Source organism: Streptomyces sp. NPDC054047 (genome assembly GCF_055585065.1).
In genome coordinates this window covers 1,037,503-1,053,441 of sequence record NZ_JBVJKV010000002.1, presented here as the reverse complement: position 1 = coordinate 1,053,441, position 15,939 = coordinate 1,037,503, and the positions used below count along the sequence as shown (strand labels likewise).

At 70.9% G+C, this 15,939-nt stretch carries 12 protein-coding genes; 2 read left to right on the top strand and 10 right to left on the bottom strand.

Features of this window, described 5'->3' with window-relative positions:
* Window positions 1-17: 17 nt before the first annotated feature.
* From ACZ6ZP_RS11215 to ACZ6ZP_RS11170, 10 genes are all read right to left on the bottom strand, one after another.
* Window positions 18-875, bottom strand: coding sequence for an ROK family protein (locus ACZ6ZP_RS11215; RefSeq protein WP_351161465.1), 858 nt, complete (start codon window positions 873-875; stop codon window positions 18-20).
* On the bottom strand, window positions 872-2,581 hold the full coding sequence (locus ACZ6ZP_RS11210) for a class I mannose-6-phosphate isomerase (protein WP_469406448.1): 1,710 nt from the start codon (window positions 2,579-2,581) through the stop codon (window positions 872-874). Before ACZ6ZP_RS11210 ends, ACZ6ZP_RS11215 begins: the two co-directional genes overlap by 4 nt.
* 69 nt (window positions 2,582-2,650) lie before the next feature.
* Entirely contained in the window at window positions 2,651-5,827 is a 3,177-nt protein-coding gene (locus tag ACZ6ZP_RS11205; protein WP_469406447.1) for a glycoside hydrolase family 38 N-terminal domain-containing protein, read from the bottom strand.
* A 24-nt stretch (window positions 5,828-5,851) separates the two neighbouring features.
* Entirely contained in the window at window positions 5,852-6,664 is an 813-nt protein-coding gene (locus ACZ6ZP_RS11200; protein WP_351161455.1) for a carbohydrate ABC transporter permease, read from the bottom strand.
* Window positions 6,665-6,675: 11 nt separating this feature from the next.
* Window positions 6,676-7,659, bottom strand: coding sequence for a carbohydrate ABC transporter permease (locus ACZ6ZP_RS11195; RefSeq protein ID WP_366462807.1), 984 nt, complete (start codon window positions 7,657-7,659; stop codon window positions 6,676-6,678).
* Window positions 7,656-8,933, bottom strand: coding sequence for an ABC transporter substrate-binding protein (locus tag ACZ6ZP_RS11190; RefSeq protein WP_469406445.1), 1,278 nt, complete (start codon window positions 8,931-8,933; stop codon window positions 7,656-7,658). Before ACZ6ZP_RS11190 ends, ACZ6ZP_RS11195 begins: the two co-directional genes overlap by 4 nt.
* A gap of 189 nt (window positions 8,934-9,122) precedes the next feature.
* Complete coding sequence (locus ACZ6ZP_RS11185) at window positions 9,123-10,595, bottom strand: caspase, EACC1-associated type (protein ID WP_469406443.1); 1,473 nt, start codon at window positions 10,593-10,595, stop codon at window positions 9,123-9,125.
* Between the two features lie 2 nt (window positions 10,596-10,597).
* Complete coding sequence (locus tag ACZ6ZP_RS11180; protein ID WP_469406441.1) at window positions 10,598-11,029, bottom strand: effector-associated constant component EACC1; 432 nt, start codon at window positions 11,027-11,029, stop codon at window positions 10,598-10,600.
* A 111-nt stretch (window positions 11,030-11,140) separates the two neighbouring features.
* On the bottom strand, window positions 11,141-12,448 hold the full coding sequence (locus ACZ6ZP_RS11175) for an MFS transporter (RefSeq protein WP_469406439.1): 1,308 nt from the start codon (window positions 12,446-12,448) through the stop codon (window positions 11,141-11,143).
* Window positions 12,445-13,119 (bottom strand): helix-turn-helix domain-containing protein, encoded by a 675-nt coding sequence (locus tag ACZ6ZP_RS11170; RefSeq protein ID WP_468617507.1) that lies wholly within the window; start codon window positions 13,117-13,119, stop codon window positions 12,445-12,447. The genes ACZ6ZP_RS11175 and ACZ6ZP_RS11170 overlap by 4 nt, the downstream gene beginning before the upstream one ends.
* Before the next feature lie 116 nt (window positions 13,120-13,235).
* On the opposite strand from ACZ6ZP_RS11170, the gene ACZ6ZP_RS11165 reads away from it, so the two are divergent.
* Window positions 13,236-14,219, top strand: coding sequence for a PPK2 family polyphosphate kinase (locus ACZ6ZP_RS11165; RefSeq protein WP_469406438.1), 984 nt, complete (start codon window positions 13,236-13,238; stop codon window positions 14,217-14,219).
* Between the two features lie 54 nt (window positions 14,220-14,273).
* Entirely contained in the window at window positions 14,274-15,926 is a 1,653-nt protein-coding gene (locus ACZ6ZP_RS11160) for a GMC oxidoreductase (RefSeq protein WP_469406436.1), read from the top strand.
* Window positions 15,927-15,939: the final 13 nt, after the last annotated feature.

Below are 15,939 nucleotides of genomic sequence, written 5' to 3'. Positions count from 1 at the left end.
CTTCCCCCGGGCTCGCCTCACCGTCCGGCGCCTCCCGCGTACTCCGCCGCCCCGATCAGCGCCGCGTCCGCGCCCAGTGTGCCGGGGCGCGGCCTCACCGGAGTATCCCCGAGGCCGCTGCCGATGCCCGGCCCGACCAGGTCCCAGGACAGCGCCATGGCGCCGCCGATCACGACCGCCGACGCGCCGAAGTCACGTACGCACGGGGCCAGGACGGTGCCGAGCGCGCCGAGGGCGTCGGCGATGACCTGCCCGGCCCACCGCTCGCCCTCCCGCGCACGCGCCGCGATGTCCCGCACGTCCACGTCGTGGTCGCCGTAGCGGGCAAGGATCGCCCGCCGGGAGACGAAGCGCTCCAGCGGTGCGCCGGACCAGGTCATCAGGTCGATGCGGCCCTCGGGCGGCACCCCGGCACCCTCGCGGCACACCACGCCGTCCGCGAGGAACGCCGACCCCACCCCCGTGCCCAGGGTGATCCCCACACAGCGCCGATGGCCGACCGCGGCCCCCGCGTTCCACTCCCCGAGCGTGAACGCGTGCGCGTCGTTCAGGAACACCACGTCCGCGGGTCTGGGCCACACGCCGTCGAGCAGCACCGAGCGCACATCGATGCCGTAGAGGTCGTCGAACTTCCCCACGCCCTCGAAGCGGGCGATCCCCTTCTCGTAGTCGAAGGGTCCCGGCACGGCCGCGCCCCACACCTGGCCCGCGGGCACCTGGAGCTCCCCGGCACAGCGCACGACCGTGCCGAGTATGTGCTCGGCGTCGCCCCGCGCATCGAGCGGCCGCCGGATGCGGCGCCTCACCCGCGTGCGCAGCGGGTCCACCAGAGCGGCGGTGACATGCGTGCCACCGAGCTCCAGCACGGCTCTCACGAGGGCCCCGCGCCCGCGGCACGGCGGTCGCGCACGAGCGCCTTCACCACCTTCGCCGGGCCGCCCCGCGACTCCAGGCGGTAGCCGCCGACCGCGGCGGGCACCGTCAGCGTCTCCGCGTACGACAGCGCGTGCCGGTCCCCCGCCGCGGTCAGCACGGTGACACCCTCGCCCTCCACCACGTTCAGGACGTGGAAGCGGCCCGCCGTGTCGTCGGCGGCGATGGCGCCCGCGTCGAGCGCGTAGCGCCGCACCTCGTAGAACATCTCGTCGAGCGCGCCGAGCAGTTCCTCGCGCCAGCCGTCCCCGCGCCGCAGGACGCAGGGCTCCTGCACCAGGTCGCGCCGCACCGCGTCGCCGCGCCGCTCCGTCTCCAGGTTGGCCAGGCCGTGTTCGTAGGGCAGGGGGCGCGGCCGGCCGTCGGCGTCGGGTCGCAGCCAGTCGTAGAAGCGCAGGCTGTAGAGGTAGGGGGTCGCGCTGATCTCCAGTACGAGGTTCCCGGCGCCGCTGGCGTGCGGGGTGCCCGCCGGGATCATGAAGAGCCTGCCTTGTTCGGCCGGGAAGGTCATGACGTGGTCCTCGGGGGTCATCGGCACCCCGTCGTGCGCGGCTTCCTCGATCTCCTTGCGGAACAGCGCGAGGTCGGCGTCCTCGCGCAGGCCGAGATAGACGCGCGTGTCCGCGCTGCCGAGCGTCATGTAGTACGTCTCGTGCTGCGTGTAGGACCAGCCGAACCGTTCCCTCATGTACGGCTCCTTGGGGTGGCAGTGCACCGACAGATTGCCGCCGCCCACGGTGTCCAGGTAGTCGAAGCGGATCGGGAAGGACGTACCGAAGCGGGCGTGTGACTCCCGTCCCAGCACCTCGTCGGGGTGCAGGACACAGAGGAGTTGAAAGGGTACCTCCGCCTGGGTCTGCGGACCGTGTCCGATGAGGATGCCCGCTTCGGGGGCGATGAGTTCGTAGCCGAGAGCGGTGTTGCGTGCGCCGGAATTGAATCCGAGTGCATGCTGTGCCCAATGTCCGCCCCAGGGTGTGGAGTTGAAGAACGGTCTGGTGCGCACGGGGTGCCGTGCGAGGTCGGCGTAGTTCGCCCGCAGTCCGTTCCCGTCGAGGAACACGGGCCGCCCGGGGTCCTGTACGTCCACCCAGCCGTCCAGCTGGCCGACGACCGCGTCACGGTGGCGGTCGAGCATCGGCCAGTCCACGTAGAAGAGCCGCTTCAACTCGCCCCGCTCACCTGGCAGTCCGAGGTTGTCCGCCTCTCCGGCCGCCACCGCGGCCTCCGCGTACCGCTTGGGCAGATCGGCGTACCAGAGCACGTCGTGCAGGACCAGGGAGGCGCCGGGTCCGTAGACGAGCAGCAGTTCTTCCGTGCCGCGGTCTTCGCGGGGGAGTTCGTCGAACAGGTCGGCCAGCGGATTCTCCGCGAGCCGGCAGTAGTAGGGGTCGTCGGCGTCCGGTGCGCTCATGGTGCGGCGCCGCACCACGGCCGGGGACGCGTAGCGCGTACGGACGTCGAGGGTGCGTACGGGCAGGGAGCACGCGGCGGCGAGGCGGTCCGCGATGGTCTCCCAGTCGGCGGCCGGTGGTCCCTCGACCGCCACGATCGCGGGTTCGGAGGGAAGCTGGGCGGCCACGGCCTCCCAGCCGCTGATCAGTACGGTCCCCGGTGCCGGGGGGTATCGCGGGTCGAGCCGGTACACGCGTGCTCCTTCGTGCGGAGGTTCTTCGCTGGAGAATGCAGGGGGTTCGCTGGAAGACGTAGGGAGGATTCAGGGACGTACGAAGAGCACCGCGGTCGTACCGAGGGCGGGGACGTCGATGCTCAACGCCCCTCCAGTCACGGCCAGTTCACCGCCCGCCGTGCCCAGGTAGTCCGCGCTGTGGGCGGACGCGACCGGGAAGTGGGCGCGCACCGGGCAGGCCACCGGCTCCTGCGCGAAGGACTGGAGCCGCAGCAGGACCTCGCCGGGCCGCGGCGTCGTGAGCCCGACCAGGCGGACCCGCGCGTCCCCGAGCCCGACGAAGGCGAGCGAGGTCTGCCCGCCGTCCTCGGCTCCCCTGGCCCGCACGGCCCGCAGCGGGCGGCTCCAGGCCGCCGCCGTCCGGGGGCCGAGCCCGTCGGCGGCCGGGGCGCAGGCCAGGCTGTAGCGGTAGGTGAACTCGAAGCCCTGCTCGCTGGGGAAGTTGGTGTCCCACAGGTTGTTGTGGATCCAGGAGAAGACGGTGGCGGGCTCGTCGTGCCCCATGGTCCTGGGGAAGGGCGCGTAGGGCAGGGCGATGTTGCCGAACTGCACGAGCGGCGCGTCCTGCGTGGACCAGGCCACCGCGAGCCCGTCGTCGGCGAGGGTCACCCAGCGTCGCACGGCCCGCATGTGCAGGGCCGAACCCGGCACCACGGGAAGGGTGTTGCCCGTCAGGCCGCCGGATGCCTCCATCCGCACGACCGGCTCGTCGAAGGCGAAGGGGAACGCGAAGTAGGCGCTCTCCTTGCGCAGTGTCGCGTCCTTGTCGAGGCGGTTCTCGATGTCGAGGCGGGGCACGCCCACGGGCAGGGTGAGCGTGGTGCGCAGCCGGTTGGCCCCGGCCGGGCGGGTCTCGTACGTGATGGATTCGGCCGTAGCGGTGGAGGCGCGGGCGATGAGCGCGGCGGGCGGGGCGACGGCGCGGACGCCGAGGTGTTCGAGGCGGTCGGAGGCCGTCGTGCGGCTGGAGTTGTGGTTGAAGGCTCCGGCGGTGGTGTAGCTGTCGTGGATGTAGCCGTTGAAGCCGACGGTCGCGTCGGGGCGGACGAGCTCGCGGCCGGTCGCCTTGTCGACGACCGAGGCGATACAGGCGTGCGCCAGGTCCACGCGGACGGCGAGGTGCTCGTTCTCCAGGAGCGTCGGATCGGGCAGGGCGAGCGCCGCGGCGGCGGTCCGCGCCGGGTCGTCGCGCTCGGTGCCGCCGGTGGGGTTCCAGCCGGTGGCGGCCTTCACGACCGTGGTCCGCGTCCGCGCGTCGGCCCGCGTGGCGTCGGCGGTGATGTCCAGGCGCACGGACCCCGCGGGCGGCACCTCGTCCACGCGGACCAGCAGGAACCGTCCGGCGTCCCGGTGGTCGTCGTTGTTCTGCGGTTGTTCCTCGTGGTCGAGCCGGTGTCCGGCGCGGGCGTCGTGCACGGCGACCGGCTGCTCCAGCGGGACGCTGCTCTCCGGCAGGAAGATCCGTACGACGTCCGTGCGCGGCCAGGAGCAGGTGTTGACCACGTGGTAGGTCGCTGCCACGCCCGGCACCGTCGCGAGCCGCTGCCCGAGCCGGGCGCTCGCCCTGCCGAGAAGGGCGTTCCCGTCGTCGTGGGCGCGCATCGCCTGCCCGTACTTCCAGTGCCACTGGTGCTCGCCGCTGTGGCCGCCCTCGTCGCCGTGGGTCCATGGGTCGCCGGCGCCCCAGGTGTGCTCGTCGAAGAGCGACACCGCTTCGTAGACCCCGGCTGCGTCCGCGCTGTCTTCCTCCGCCCCCGTGGCGCCGAGGAGTCCGGCGAACGTGCCGATGGTCTGGGCGTCGGCGACCACGGACTGGGCGGTGCGGGCCAGGGACAGGGGCCTCGCACCCGAGCCGACTCCGTCGACCCACCAGTCGGTCCAGTCGCCCTCGAAGGACTGGATGGCGTCGCCGAGCCTGGCCTCGGCGTCGGTGAAGAAGTCCTCGTTGCGCGAGAGCCGCAGCTGGGGGTGGGCCCAGGTCTCGTTCCAGCGGCGGACGGTGTCGGCGATGATGCGCCGTGGCGGCGCGTTGTCGCCGAACTTGCCCTGGACGCGCAGGTGGAGCACGTCCCAGGGGTAGGGCTCGCGCTTGGTCTCCGTCTGGTCCATGGCCCAGCCGAAGATGCCGCCGCGGTAGGGGTACGGGTTGGTCGCGAGGGAGGTCAGATAGGCGGGAAGGAGGTCGTCGACGTCCGCGTAGTTGGTGTCGAAGCCGAGCAGCGGGCCTTCCATGTAGGCGAGGCCGTGCGGGGTGTCGGTGACCCAGACCAGGACGCTGTTGCCGCTGGGCGCGCGCCAGCGGAAGAGGCGGGGCAGCTTCTCGCCGCCGACCAGGTGGGGCACGGAGCGTCCGGCCCAGTTGTGCGCCACGGAGAGGTACTTGACTCCGGCGGCGGACAGCGCGTCGACCAGTCCGACGACCGCTCCGGGCACGTCGGTCTGCATGGCGGAGGTGAAGGTGACGCCGTGCCGGTCGCGCAGGTCGTGGGCGAGGCGCAGCAGTTCGTGCAGCTCGTCGGTGGAGCAGGTCTCGGTGTGCAGGTTGAACGGCAGCGCGGTCAGCTCGATGCGTCCCTCGCGCACGCGGCGCACGAACTCCTCGACCTGCTCGGCGGGGCGGGCCTCCGCCCACTGCCGGAAGGACCACAACGACTCGACGCACCAGCGGAACCGCGACTCGGCGGGCCAGTCGTCGGTGGCCCGGGTCAGCTCCAGGCAGGAGTCGAGGAAGGAGAGGTGCTCGGCCAGGACGTGGCCCTGGGGGTCGGTGTAGCCGATGTCGAGGTGGGAGTGGTGGACCAGGTGGAGGGTCCAGCGGCGCTGTGGGGTGAGACGCACGTCGATGCCCTCGGCGCCCTCGGGGGCGTCGGGCAGGCAGACGGTGAGGCGGGTCTCGGTGTCGACGGCGGGCACCATGAGGCGTACGGAGCCGCCGGGTCCGGCGAGCCGCTCGACGGGCAGCGCGGTCCCGGCCTCGGTGCGCACGGTGAACTCTCCCGGCAGGACCGACCCGTTGACGGCCTCGATCCGCAGCGACTGCGTGAGACCGCCGCCGTCCGCCGCCCTGCGCAGCAGTGGTTCCTCGGTGAGCCTCAGGGCGCTGTCGCCGAGGCTTCCCTCCGCGGTGACCACGGAGGAGCGCAGGCTGTCGCGTATGCGGTCGTTGTCCCAGTCGGTGGTGCGGACGAGGGCCCGTGTCGTCATGCGGTTCTCCCAGAGAGGGGCAGGTCAGCGGGCGGATGCGGTGACGCCGCGCAGGAACAGGCCGCGGAACACCAGGAAGAGGAGGAGCGTGGGCAGGGAGACGATCAGCGCGCCGGCCAGGATGACGGGCGGCCCGGTCGATGAGTAGGCGTTGTTGAGGGTGCTCAGGGCCGCCATCACCGGCTGGACGTCGGGACTGCGACTGAGCGTGATGCCCAGGAGCAGGTCGTTCCAGACGGCCGTGAACTGGAAGATGAACGCCGCGGCGAGCCCGGCTTTCATCAGCGGTACGTGGATGCGCCAGAAGATCCGCCGGAAGGAGGCACCGTCGATGAGGGCCGCCTCGGTCAACTCCGGCGGCATGGTGGTCATCTGATTGCGGATCAGGAAGAACGCGAACGGCACGGCCCACGCGGCGTAGATCAGCATGAGCCCGAGCCGGGTGTCGTACAGATTGGCGTCCGCGTACAGGCCGAAGAGCGGCGCGAGGAAGATCTGGAGCGGGAAGAGCGTGCCGGAGTAGATGAGCCAGAACCAGAAGGCGGGCCTGGGGATGGGCAGGACGACGACGGCGAACGCCGCCATGGCCGCGATGAGTACGGCGGCCAGGCCGCACACCACGGCGTAGAGCAGCGAGGCCTGGAAGCTGTCGCCGATGCCCGCCACGTCCCAGGCGGTCTCGAGGTTCTCGACGAGGCCAAAGCCCTGGACGGTCCAGTCGGGCCTGCCGGTGTACTCGGCGACGGGCGTCAGGGCGTTGACCACGAGGAGGTAGAGCGGGATCAGCCAGAGCAGCACGCATCCGGCGATGAAGACATGGCGCACGGTGCGACCCATGGGGTGCCTCCTCAGGCCTTGGCGTTGGCGGCGCGGGCGTCGGCCTCGGGCATCTGGCGGCGCAGGTACATCCACGAGGAGGCGACGACGATCACCGACAGGACGAGGGCGATCGCCGATCCGTAGCCGATGTGGAAGAGCCGGAACGCCTCGCGGTACATGCTCAGGGCGAGGGTCTCGGAGGAGCGGGACGGGCCGCCCTTGGTGAGGATCCAGATCATGTCGAACGCCTTGAGGCTGTTCACGACGGCCATCCCGACCACGACGACGGTCACGGCCCGCAGCTGGGGCAGCGTGATGTACCGGAACATCCGCCAGCCGCTCGCGCCGTCCAGCTGGGCCGCCTCGACGGTGTCTTGGGGAATGGCCCGCAGCCCGATCGCGAAGAGGACGACGTTGAGCCCGGTGGCCTGCCACGTGCTGGCGACGATCATCGACAGCGTGTTCTGCGGCCATTCCAGGAGCCAGGTCTGCGCCCACGAGTCCAGGCCGACCCCGCGAAGTACCTGATTGACCGCGCCGTCGGACGTCAGCATGAAGTTCCACAGGACCGCGGTGGCGGCCGCGGAGATGGCGTACGGCAGCACGATGACGAGCTGCGCGATGCCGCCAAGACGCGTCCGGTGTGTGGCGACGGCGATGAGCAGTCCGGCCAGGACGGGCAGCAGCAGGGTCCCGGCCACCCACATCAGGGTGTTGAGCAGCGAGCGGCCGAACATGGGGTCGTCGGCGAGGCGCGCGTAGTTGTCGAGGCCGGTGAAGCTGCTCGTGAAGCCGTTGTCCTCGAAGAAGCTGTCGTAGACGCTGCGGAAGAACGGATAGACGAGCAGGACGCCGACGAAGGCGAAGGCGGGCAGCGCCCAGGGCAGCGCGGCGAGCGGTCCGCCGAGCCTGCCGTTGCCTCGGGCGGCCTGGTGCGGGGTGCGGGTCGGGACGCGGCGGCGTACGCGCACGGGCTTCGCGGCGGTCTCGGCGGGGGTCACGATCTCGGTCATGTCTCCTCCGCCTCCCGCCACACCCGCCATGCCTCGTCCGCGCGGTCCTGCATGGTCCGCAGCACCTTGCGGTGGGAGGACGGGTTCAGCAGGAACCCGGCCAGGTCGTCGACGGTCGCCTCGACGAGTTCGGGCGGCCCCTGTTCCCAGAAGCGGTTGAGCAGCCAGAGCCTGTCGCCGCGGACCTTCTTCGCGAGACCGGCGATCACCGGGTTCGGGGGCTCCACCTTCGGGTTGGGGCAGCCGTCCTGGAGGCTGTGCGAGAAGGCCTTCATGACGGCGGGGTGCATCCAGTTGCCCGCCGCTTCCAGCGCCTCCGTCCGGTCGGGCCCTTTGACGGTGGAGACGAGACCGCTGGACTCGAAGACGACGCAGGGGCGGGCCTTCGGGTCCGCCATGGGCAGGACGAAGGCGCCGAGGTTCTTGCCCGGCTTCGCGCCCGCGCCCACGAGGGTGGAGCCGAGCCAGGTGCCGCAGGGGACCATCCCGACCTTGCCGTGGACGAGGGCCGGGGCGGCGGAGGCGTGGCTCATGTCCATGGGCGTGAACCAGTCCTTGTCGAAGAAGGACTCCACGGTGCGCAGGGCGCGTTCGGCGCGCGGGTCGGTGTACCGCTCGCGGCCGTTCATCAAGTCCTCGTAGAACCGCGGGTCTTGGCGGCTGAGGATCTCCTGGAACCAGATGAAGGCGGGCCAGCGGTCGGCCGCCGAGCCGTGCAGCGGGGTGATCCCGCTCTCCTTGAGGCGCTCGCAGGCGGTGAGGAAGTCGACCCAGGTCCTCGGGGCTTGGAGGCGGTGCTCCTCGAACACCTCGATGTTGTAGAAGAAGACCCAGTACGCGAGGTTCATCGGCAGGGCGTAGACCCGCCCCCGGTAGGTGAACGCGTCCCGTAACGAGGCGTCGACCCAGCCCTTCCCGACGGCCCGGTCCCACTGCCGGGTCAGGTCGACGATGCCGCCGGTGCGCGCGAGGTCCTGGAGCCGGTAGCCCGACCAGTACTTGAGCATGTCCGGCGTCTTGCTGGTGCGCAGCGAGGACTTGACGACCTGCTCGAACGACTCGAGGGACGGGTTGACCTCCGGCACGAGGCGCAGGCCCGCCACGGACTTCATGGCCGCCCCCGCGGCGGCCATGGGCTTCTCCCAGGCGGCGCTGTCGCCGAGCACGGCGACCTTGCCGGGAGGCTGTCCGCCGGCGGTCGCGCAGGCCGTGGCGAGCGCTCCTGCGGCGGCCGCGGCGAGGACGGTGCGGCGGTCGGGCGCGGGGCCTGGCACCGGATGAAGGCTGTGACGACTACCTGACATGGGTGGCTCCCCCAGGTGTGTCTCGGCCCGGTGTTAGCGTTAACACGGGCGTGATGGAGCTTCTCTATGCGGGGTTGGGATGTCAATGCCCCGCACGACGCCAAAACGCCTGTGACACAAGGGAGTTGGCGGCCCTCTTTGGTCCGCGGTCGGCGGCGATCAGCCCCGCTGGATGTTGGAGGTGTTGAGCAGGAACCCGCGTCGGCCGTCCTGGGTCTGCGCGACGAGCCCCTCGCCCCGCTGCTCGACCGCCAGGTACCACGTGCCAGGGCGCAGCTCCGCCACCTGTTCGAGGGCGCCGTCCTCACTCATCAGCGGGCGCGCGACCGGCACCGCGAACCAGAACGGCTCGAAGTCCGGATCGTCGGAGGCGGTCACCGCGCCGACAAGGCGCCGGGCCTCGCGCACGGCCCGCTGGGTGCGTCGCAGCGACTCGGTGTTGCTTCTGCCGTACGGACTGGGCTCCTTGCGCCCATCGGGTTCTTCGCTGACACCCCACTGGAGTTCCGAGACGTCGAGCAGAAGCCCGCGATGGCCTTCCTGGGTCATGGCGACAAGCGCTGTTCCGCGCCTCCCCACGGCCAGGTGCCAGACGCCCGAGGCCAGCTCCGCGATCGGCTGCAGCTTTCCGTCCTCGCCCATCAGCGGGCGCGCGACCGGCACCGCGAACCAGAACGGCTGGAAGTCGGGCTCGGGAGCGGCCGCCACCGCCGACGCCAGGCGTTGCGCGGTCTCGACGGTCTCCCGGGCACGCTGCTCCGCCTCTCGGCGCAACCCCTCGCTCTCCAGGCGCATCTGCTCCGCCCGCCGCTCCAACCGCGCGAGCCGCTCCTCCGCCTCCCGCTGCCGCAGGTCCAGGCTCGACAGGTCCGGCGGGGACGGTGCGCCGCGGGCCGCGGCCATGTTGCGGGCGATGGCGATGTCGCCGCCGAGATTGCGGTTGCGCTGCTGCGGCACCGGGCGGGACTTGGCGGTCAGCGCCCGCCGTACGTCCCGGTAGAGGGTGTCCATGTCCAGCGGATCGGGCTTGCCCGCGACTCCCTCGCCAAGGGTCGTGATGAGCTCGCCGGTGAACGCGGTGTACGTCTCGCCGGGCAGGGACAGCGCGGGGCGCGTCTCGGCGCAGGACACGATCACGCACGTCCCGTCGACGACGGCCTGGTCCGCGACGTGTGCGCTCGCGCTCATCTTGCCGACCAGGGCACGGCCGCTGTAGCAGCAGTCGAGGATCAGCACGGTGCGCCGGGCGCGGGCCCGCGGATCGAGCACGGCCCTGCGCAGGTACTCGTACCGCAGCCAGGTGTACTCACGTTCGCCGTCCGAGTCGGGCAGGGCCAGGTACAGCTCCTCGGTGTGCGGGTCCGTCAGACCGTGTCCGGCGAAGTAGACCAGCAGGGTGTCCAGGGCCCGGTGTGCCCGGTCCCGCACCACGTCAAGGACCCGTCCTGCGCTGCCCGGCTGGGAGATCACCGTGCAGGCACCCTCGGGAAGACCCCAGATGGCGGGGTCGGTCAGCACGGCTTGCAGCCCTTTCAGGTTGCGGGCGACGGCGGGCAGGCCTGCCAGGTGGGTGTAGTCGTGGACACCGACCAGTACGGCCTCGGAGCGGGCCGGATCCGACAGCAGCGCCACGGTTACTCGTCATCCCCGTCCGCCGGGGCGGGTGCGGGCGCCGGCTGCGGGGGCGGTGATGCGCCGGGGCCCTGGTTCCACAGCCGCAGGACCTGTTCGACGGTCTCCGGGGAACAGTCCCGCAGGGCGATCACGACGCCGTCCCGTTCGAGCCGCACCTGCGGCGGACGCGGACGCGAGCCCCTCCACGCGGCGACGGCCGTGACCAGGCCGCCCAAGGCGATGCTGTTGGCCAGGACGACGTTGACAAGGTCAAGACCGTCACCCATGCGTCCCTGCTCGGCCTGCCGCGTCCCGGTGGACACCCGGGCGTGACCGCGCAGTTCGGGCTCCGCCACCAGCCAGCGATACAGCGACAGCACGGACGCCGCGAACTCGTCGCTCTGTTCGTGGGCGCCCGAGGTTCCGTCGCCGAACGTGAGATTGACCTCCACGAGCCGGCCCCTTCCCCCTGAGGTGATGCGCGGTGCTCATCGTAGAACGCGCCTGGCGGGGGCACCGGGCTTTCCGGCGGCCTGATCGGGGCGTCCCGCCCGGCGGCGCGCTCAGGCGGGGATGGTGTCCTGGGGGGCCGGTTCGGGGAGGGATCGGGTGGCGGGGATCGGGGACGGCAGGAGCCACAGGATCGCAAGGACCGCGCCTGCCGTGCCGATCCAGAGCGTGGGGCGCAGGCCTAGCGCCGCGCCCAGGGCGCCGCCGAGCAGGGCGCCCAGGGGGCGGAAGCCGTGGTTCAGGGTGCGGAAGGCGCCCATCACCCGGGAGCGGATGGCCTCGGGGATCAGCACCATCTGGAGGGACGCGGAGGCGATGTCGATGACCATCACGCCGACGCAGCTGAGGAATTCGGCGGCGAAGAGCGTCACGACGACGAGCGGCACCGGCCCGTCGGCGAGCGGTACGAGCACCAGGGGCAGGGTGAACACCACGGACCCGCACAGGATCGAGGGGCCGATGCCGAAGCGGGCCACGATCCTGCCGCTGCTCACGGCGCCGATCAGACCGCCGACGGCACCGGCGCTCAGGATCGCGCCGAGAACGCCCGCGCTCAGGCCCAGTTCGACCGTCACGTACAGCACGAAGAGCGTGTGGAACATGTAGTTGAAGAACTGGATGGTCCCCGACCAGGCGAACAGCGCCCGCATCGACGGCTCCTTGACCACCCACCGCAGGCCGGCCGTGAAGTGCCCCTTGCCGACTGGCGCGGGCACGGGTTCGACGGGGTCGATGCGTGCGAGGAAGCGAGCCGACGCGAGATAGGTGCAGGCGTCCGCGAGCAGGGCGAAGGGGGCGGTGAGGAACTGCACCAGGAGCCCGCCGATGCCGGGTCCGGCCAGCCAGGACATCGAACGGCTTCCGTTGACCAGCGAGTTGGCCTGCACATAGCGCTCGCGCGACACCAGCGCCACGAACAGGCTGTTGTTGCAGGCCTCGAAGAGCACGGTCAGCGCGCCGATCCCGAAGGCCGTCACATAGAGCTGCGTCAGGGTCAGGACGTCGAGCAGATACGCGACCGGGAGCGACACCAGCAGTGCCGCGCGCACCAGGTCCGCGGCGATCATGGCGCGCCTCCGCCGGGCCTGCCGGTCGGCCCAGGCGCCCAGCGGGATGTTGAGGAGGAGCGCGGGCAGCAGCTCGGCCGCCTTCAGCCAGCCCATCTCGGCGGCGTCGGCGCCGAGGACGAGCACGGCGGCGAGCGGGATGGCGATCAGGGAGATCTCGTCGCCGACGAGCGAGACGGTTCGCCCGGTCCAGTAACTCCGGAAGGTCCGCTCGCGCAGCAGGACGGGTATGCGCTGCCGTATCCCCGCCCCCGCCCACATTCCTGCCCCTGCCCCTGCTCTCGCCTTTCTCATGCTCCGGACTCCCCTTCCGGGTCCCCGCCCGCCCCCTCGTCCGCCTCGCCGTCGCCGTTCGGGGCGCCCTCGGGGATCTCGCGGTCCACGAAAGCGAGCCGCACCACGCTGACGGTGCGCGTGCCCTCGGGGCGCCGGGCCGGATCGGTCCCCCGGTCCTCGTAAGGCCGCAGCAGCGCGTCGATGCGCTCGCCGATGTCGGTCAGCTCCTCGGGGGTGAGGTGCAGGACCGAGTCGCTGAACTGCTCCGCCTCCTGCCAGGCCCGCGGCAGCGTGTGGCGCTTTTCCATGGCCCGGGCGGCCCGATCGAAGTACCGCCGGGCGACCGCGGCGGACAGTGCGTCCGAAGCTTCGGCGACGGACGGGTCCTCGCTGTAGCCGGGCCAGTCGGTGAACCGGGCTGTCGCCCGCCACGGCTTTTCGCGCCCCCGGCCGCCGGGGGCCTCGTCGACGAGTCCGTACTTCGCCAGTATCCGCAGGTGGTAGGAGCAGCTGGCCACGGATTCGCCGGTCAGCTCGGCGGCACGCGTGGCCGTGAAGGGACCGCTCTGCCGCAGCAGGCCGACCAGGGCCATGCGCGTGGGGTGGGCGTAGGCCCGCAGGGCCCGGGGGTCGGTGAGCTGAATGCTGCGCTCGGTGGGGCTGGGGTTCTCCGGAGTCTCGTCCACCATCTAAAGCTATCTTTAGAAAGACTCCTTTACAAGGATGCGCCGACCGGCTCGGCCCGAGTGGCGGCGTCCCCTCCCCCTGCGCACCATCGAGGAAAACCGGCGGAAGGGGCCGCTTCGTGGCCAAGGACAAGAAGGACTCCAAGAAGGTCAAGAAGAAGCGGGGCAAGGAGGCCGGAAAGCAGTCCGGCAAGGCCTCCGCCCCCGCCCCGGCCCCGCTCCGCGAGCTGCTGCGCATCCCCGAGGGCGAGCGGGTGAAGCTCGCCTCGTACGCGGCCGACGCGACCCCGGCGGGCCCGGCGGACAAGGCCGCCGGAGTCCTGGCCACCGCCCGGATGGGCGAACAGCTCGCCGAGCTCCAGGAGCGCCTCTACGCGGCGAGCACCGCGGGCGACCGCCGCCGCGTGCTTCTCGTGCTCCAGGGCATGGACACCAGCGGCAAGGGCGGCACGGTCAAGCACGTCATCGGCCAGTTCAACCCCTCCGGCTGCCGCATCAGGGCCTTCAAGTCGCCCACGCCGGAGGAGCTGAGCCACCCCTTCCTCTGGCGCATCACGCAGGCACTCCCGCTGCCCGGCGAGATCGGCATCTTCGACCGCTCGCAGTACGAGGACGTCCTCATCGCCCGCGTCCGTGAACTGGTCCCGCCCAGCGACCTCGGCCGCCGCTACGGCCGGATCAACCAGTTCGAGCAGACCCTCGCCGAGGACGGCGTCACCGTCATCAAGTGCTTCCTGCACATCTCGTACGAACAGCAGCGGCGCCGACTGCTCGAACGCCTCGACAACCCGGACAAGCACTGGAAGTTCAACCCCGGCGACATCGCGGAACGCGCCCTGTGGCCCGCCTACCAGGAGGCGTACGAGATCGCGCTCGAACGGTGCTCGACGGCGCACGCCCCGTGGTACCTCATCCCGGCGGACCGCAAGTGGTACCGGAACTGGGCGATCAGCAGCCTGCTCCTGGAGCACCTGAAGATGCTCGATCCGCGGTACCCGAAGGCGGGCTTCGACGTCGACCTGGCCAGAAAGCAGCTCCTGGGCGACGGCTCCGCACAGGCACAAGATCGGACAGAAGTTACCTCTAGGTATGCAGTGACTTAATGCGCCAGTAGCAGTAGAACTCGTTCCCATTCCTACGAGAGTGAGGAACGTCACATGAGTGGCACTACCAAGCGCATCATTGCCCCAGAGGGCGTCACACGGCGAAGATTCATAGCTGGAACCGGTTCTATTCTGGGAGCCGTCACCCTCTCCGCCCAGGCCATCCCCCCGGCCTCCGCCCAGCCGGACGCGACGGCCGCGGCCGGACCCATCGGCGACGGGGCCCGCGTCCCCGCCCTGGTGATCGGCACCGGGTACGGCGGCTCCGTCGCCGCCCTGCGCCTGGCCCAGGCGGGCGTCGACGTCCACATGATCGAGATGGGCATGGCCTGGGACACCCCCGGCTCCGACGGCAAGATCTTCGCCCACACGACCTCGCCCGACGCCCGTTCCTTCTGGCTGCGCACCAGGACCAAGCAGCCCCTGAGCAACTTCCTCGGCTTCCCGATCGACAAGGACATCCCCCGCTACACCGGAATCCTGGACGCCGAGGAGATGGGCGGGATCATCGTCTACCAGGGCCGCGGCGTCGGCGGCGGCTCACTGGTCAACGGCGGCATGGCGGTCACGCCCAAGCGCGAGAACTTCGGCGCCGTCCTCCCGTCGGTCAACGCCGACGAGATGTACTCCACCTACTACCCGCGGGCCAACGCCGGTCTCGGCGTCAGCACCATCGACCCGGCCTGGTTCGACAGCGTCGACTGCTACCAGTACTCGCGGGTCGGCCGCAAGCACGCCCAGCGCTCCGGATTCCCGTTCCTCTTCGTGCCCGGCGTCTACGACTGGGACTACATGAAGCAGGAGGCGGCGGGAACGGTCCCCAAGTCGGCGGTCGCCGGCGAGATCCTCTACGGCAACAACCACGGCAAGAAGTCCCTCCAGAAGACCTACATCGCCAAGGCCACCGCGACCGGCAGGGTCACCATCTCCCCGCTGCACAAGGTCACCACGGTCTCCCCCGCGTCCGGCGGCGGCTACACCGTCGTCATCGAGCAGCTCAACACCACCGGCACCACCACCGCCACCAAGACCGTGACCGCGGACAGGGTGTTCTTCGCCGCGGGCAGCGTCGGCACCAGCAAACTACTCGTCAAACTGAAAGCCACCGGCGCTCTGCCGAACCTGAACGGGGAGATCGGCAAGGGCTGGGGCGACAACGGCAACGTCATGTGCGGCCGCGCCAACCACATGTGGGACGCGACCGGCAAGGTCCAGTCGGCCATCCCCACCGGCGGCATCGACAACTGGGCGGCCGGTGGCGCGTTCGCCGAGGTCGCGCCGCTGCCCACCGGAATCGAGACCTACGCCTCGTTCTACCTGTCGATCACCAGGAACCCGAACCGCGCCTCCTTCTCCTGGAACGCGGCCGCGGGCAAGGCCGAGCTGAACTGGCAGACCGCCTGGAAGCAGCCGTCCATCGACGCGGCCAAGACCATCTTCGACAAGATCAACTCAAAGGAGGGGACGATCTACCGCACCGATCTGTTCGGCACGTACAAGATCTGGGGCGACCATCTCACCTACCACCCGCTCGGCGGCGCCGTCCTGAACAAGGCCACCGACAACTACGGCCGGCTGCACGGACACCCCGGCCTGTACGTCATCGACGGCTCGCTGATCCCCGGCAACACGAGCGTCAACCCGTTCGTCACCATCACGGCGCTCGCCGAACGGAACATCGAGAAGATCATCGCGACCGATCTGTAGCCACGGCCCCTCG

What these genes read in the sequence shown, in the direction of transcription:
- ACZ6ZP_RS11170 (WP_468617507.1), bottom strand. Translation starts at nt 13,119, where the DNA reads ATGGTGGACGAGACTCCGGAGAACCCCAGCCCCACCGAGCGCAGCATT.
- ACZ6ZP_RS11195 (WP_366462807.1), bottom strand. Translation starts at nt 7,659, where the DNA reads ATGACCGAGATCGTGACCCCCGCCGAGACCGCCGCGAAGCCCGTGCGC.
- ACZ6ZP_RS11175 (WP_469406439.1), bottom strand. Translation starts at nt 12,448, where the DNA reads ATGAGAAAGGCGAGAGCAGGGGCAGGGGCAGGAATGTGGGCGGGGGCG.
- ACZ6ZP_RS11160 (WP_469406436.1), top strand. Translation starts at nt 14,274, where the DNA reads ATGAGTGGCACTACCAAGCGCATCATTGCCCCAGAGGGCGTCACACGG.
- ACZ6ZP_RS11205 (WP_469406447.1), bottom strand. Translation starts at nt 5,827, where the DNA reads ATGACGACACGGGCCCTCGTCCGCACCACCGACTGGGACAACGACCGC.
- ACZ6ZP_RS11200 (WP_351161455.1), bottom strand. Translation starts at nt 6,664, where the DNA reads ATGGGTCGCACCGTGCGCCATGTCTTCATCGCCGGATGCGTGCTGCTC.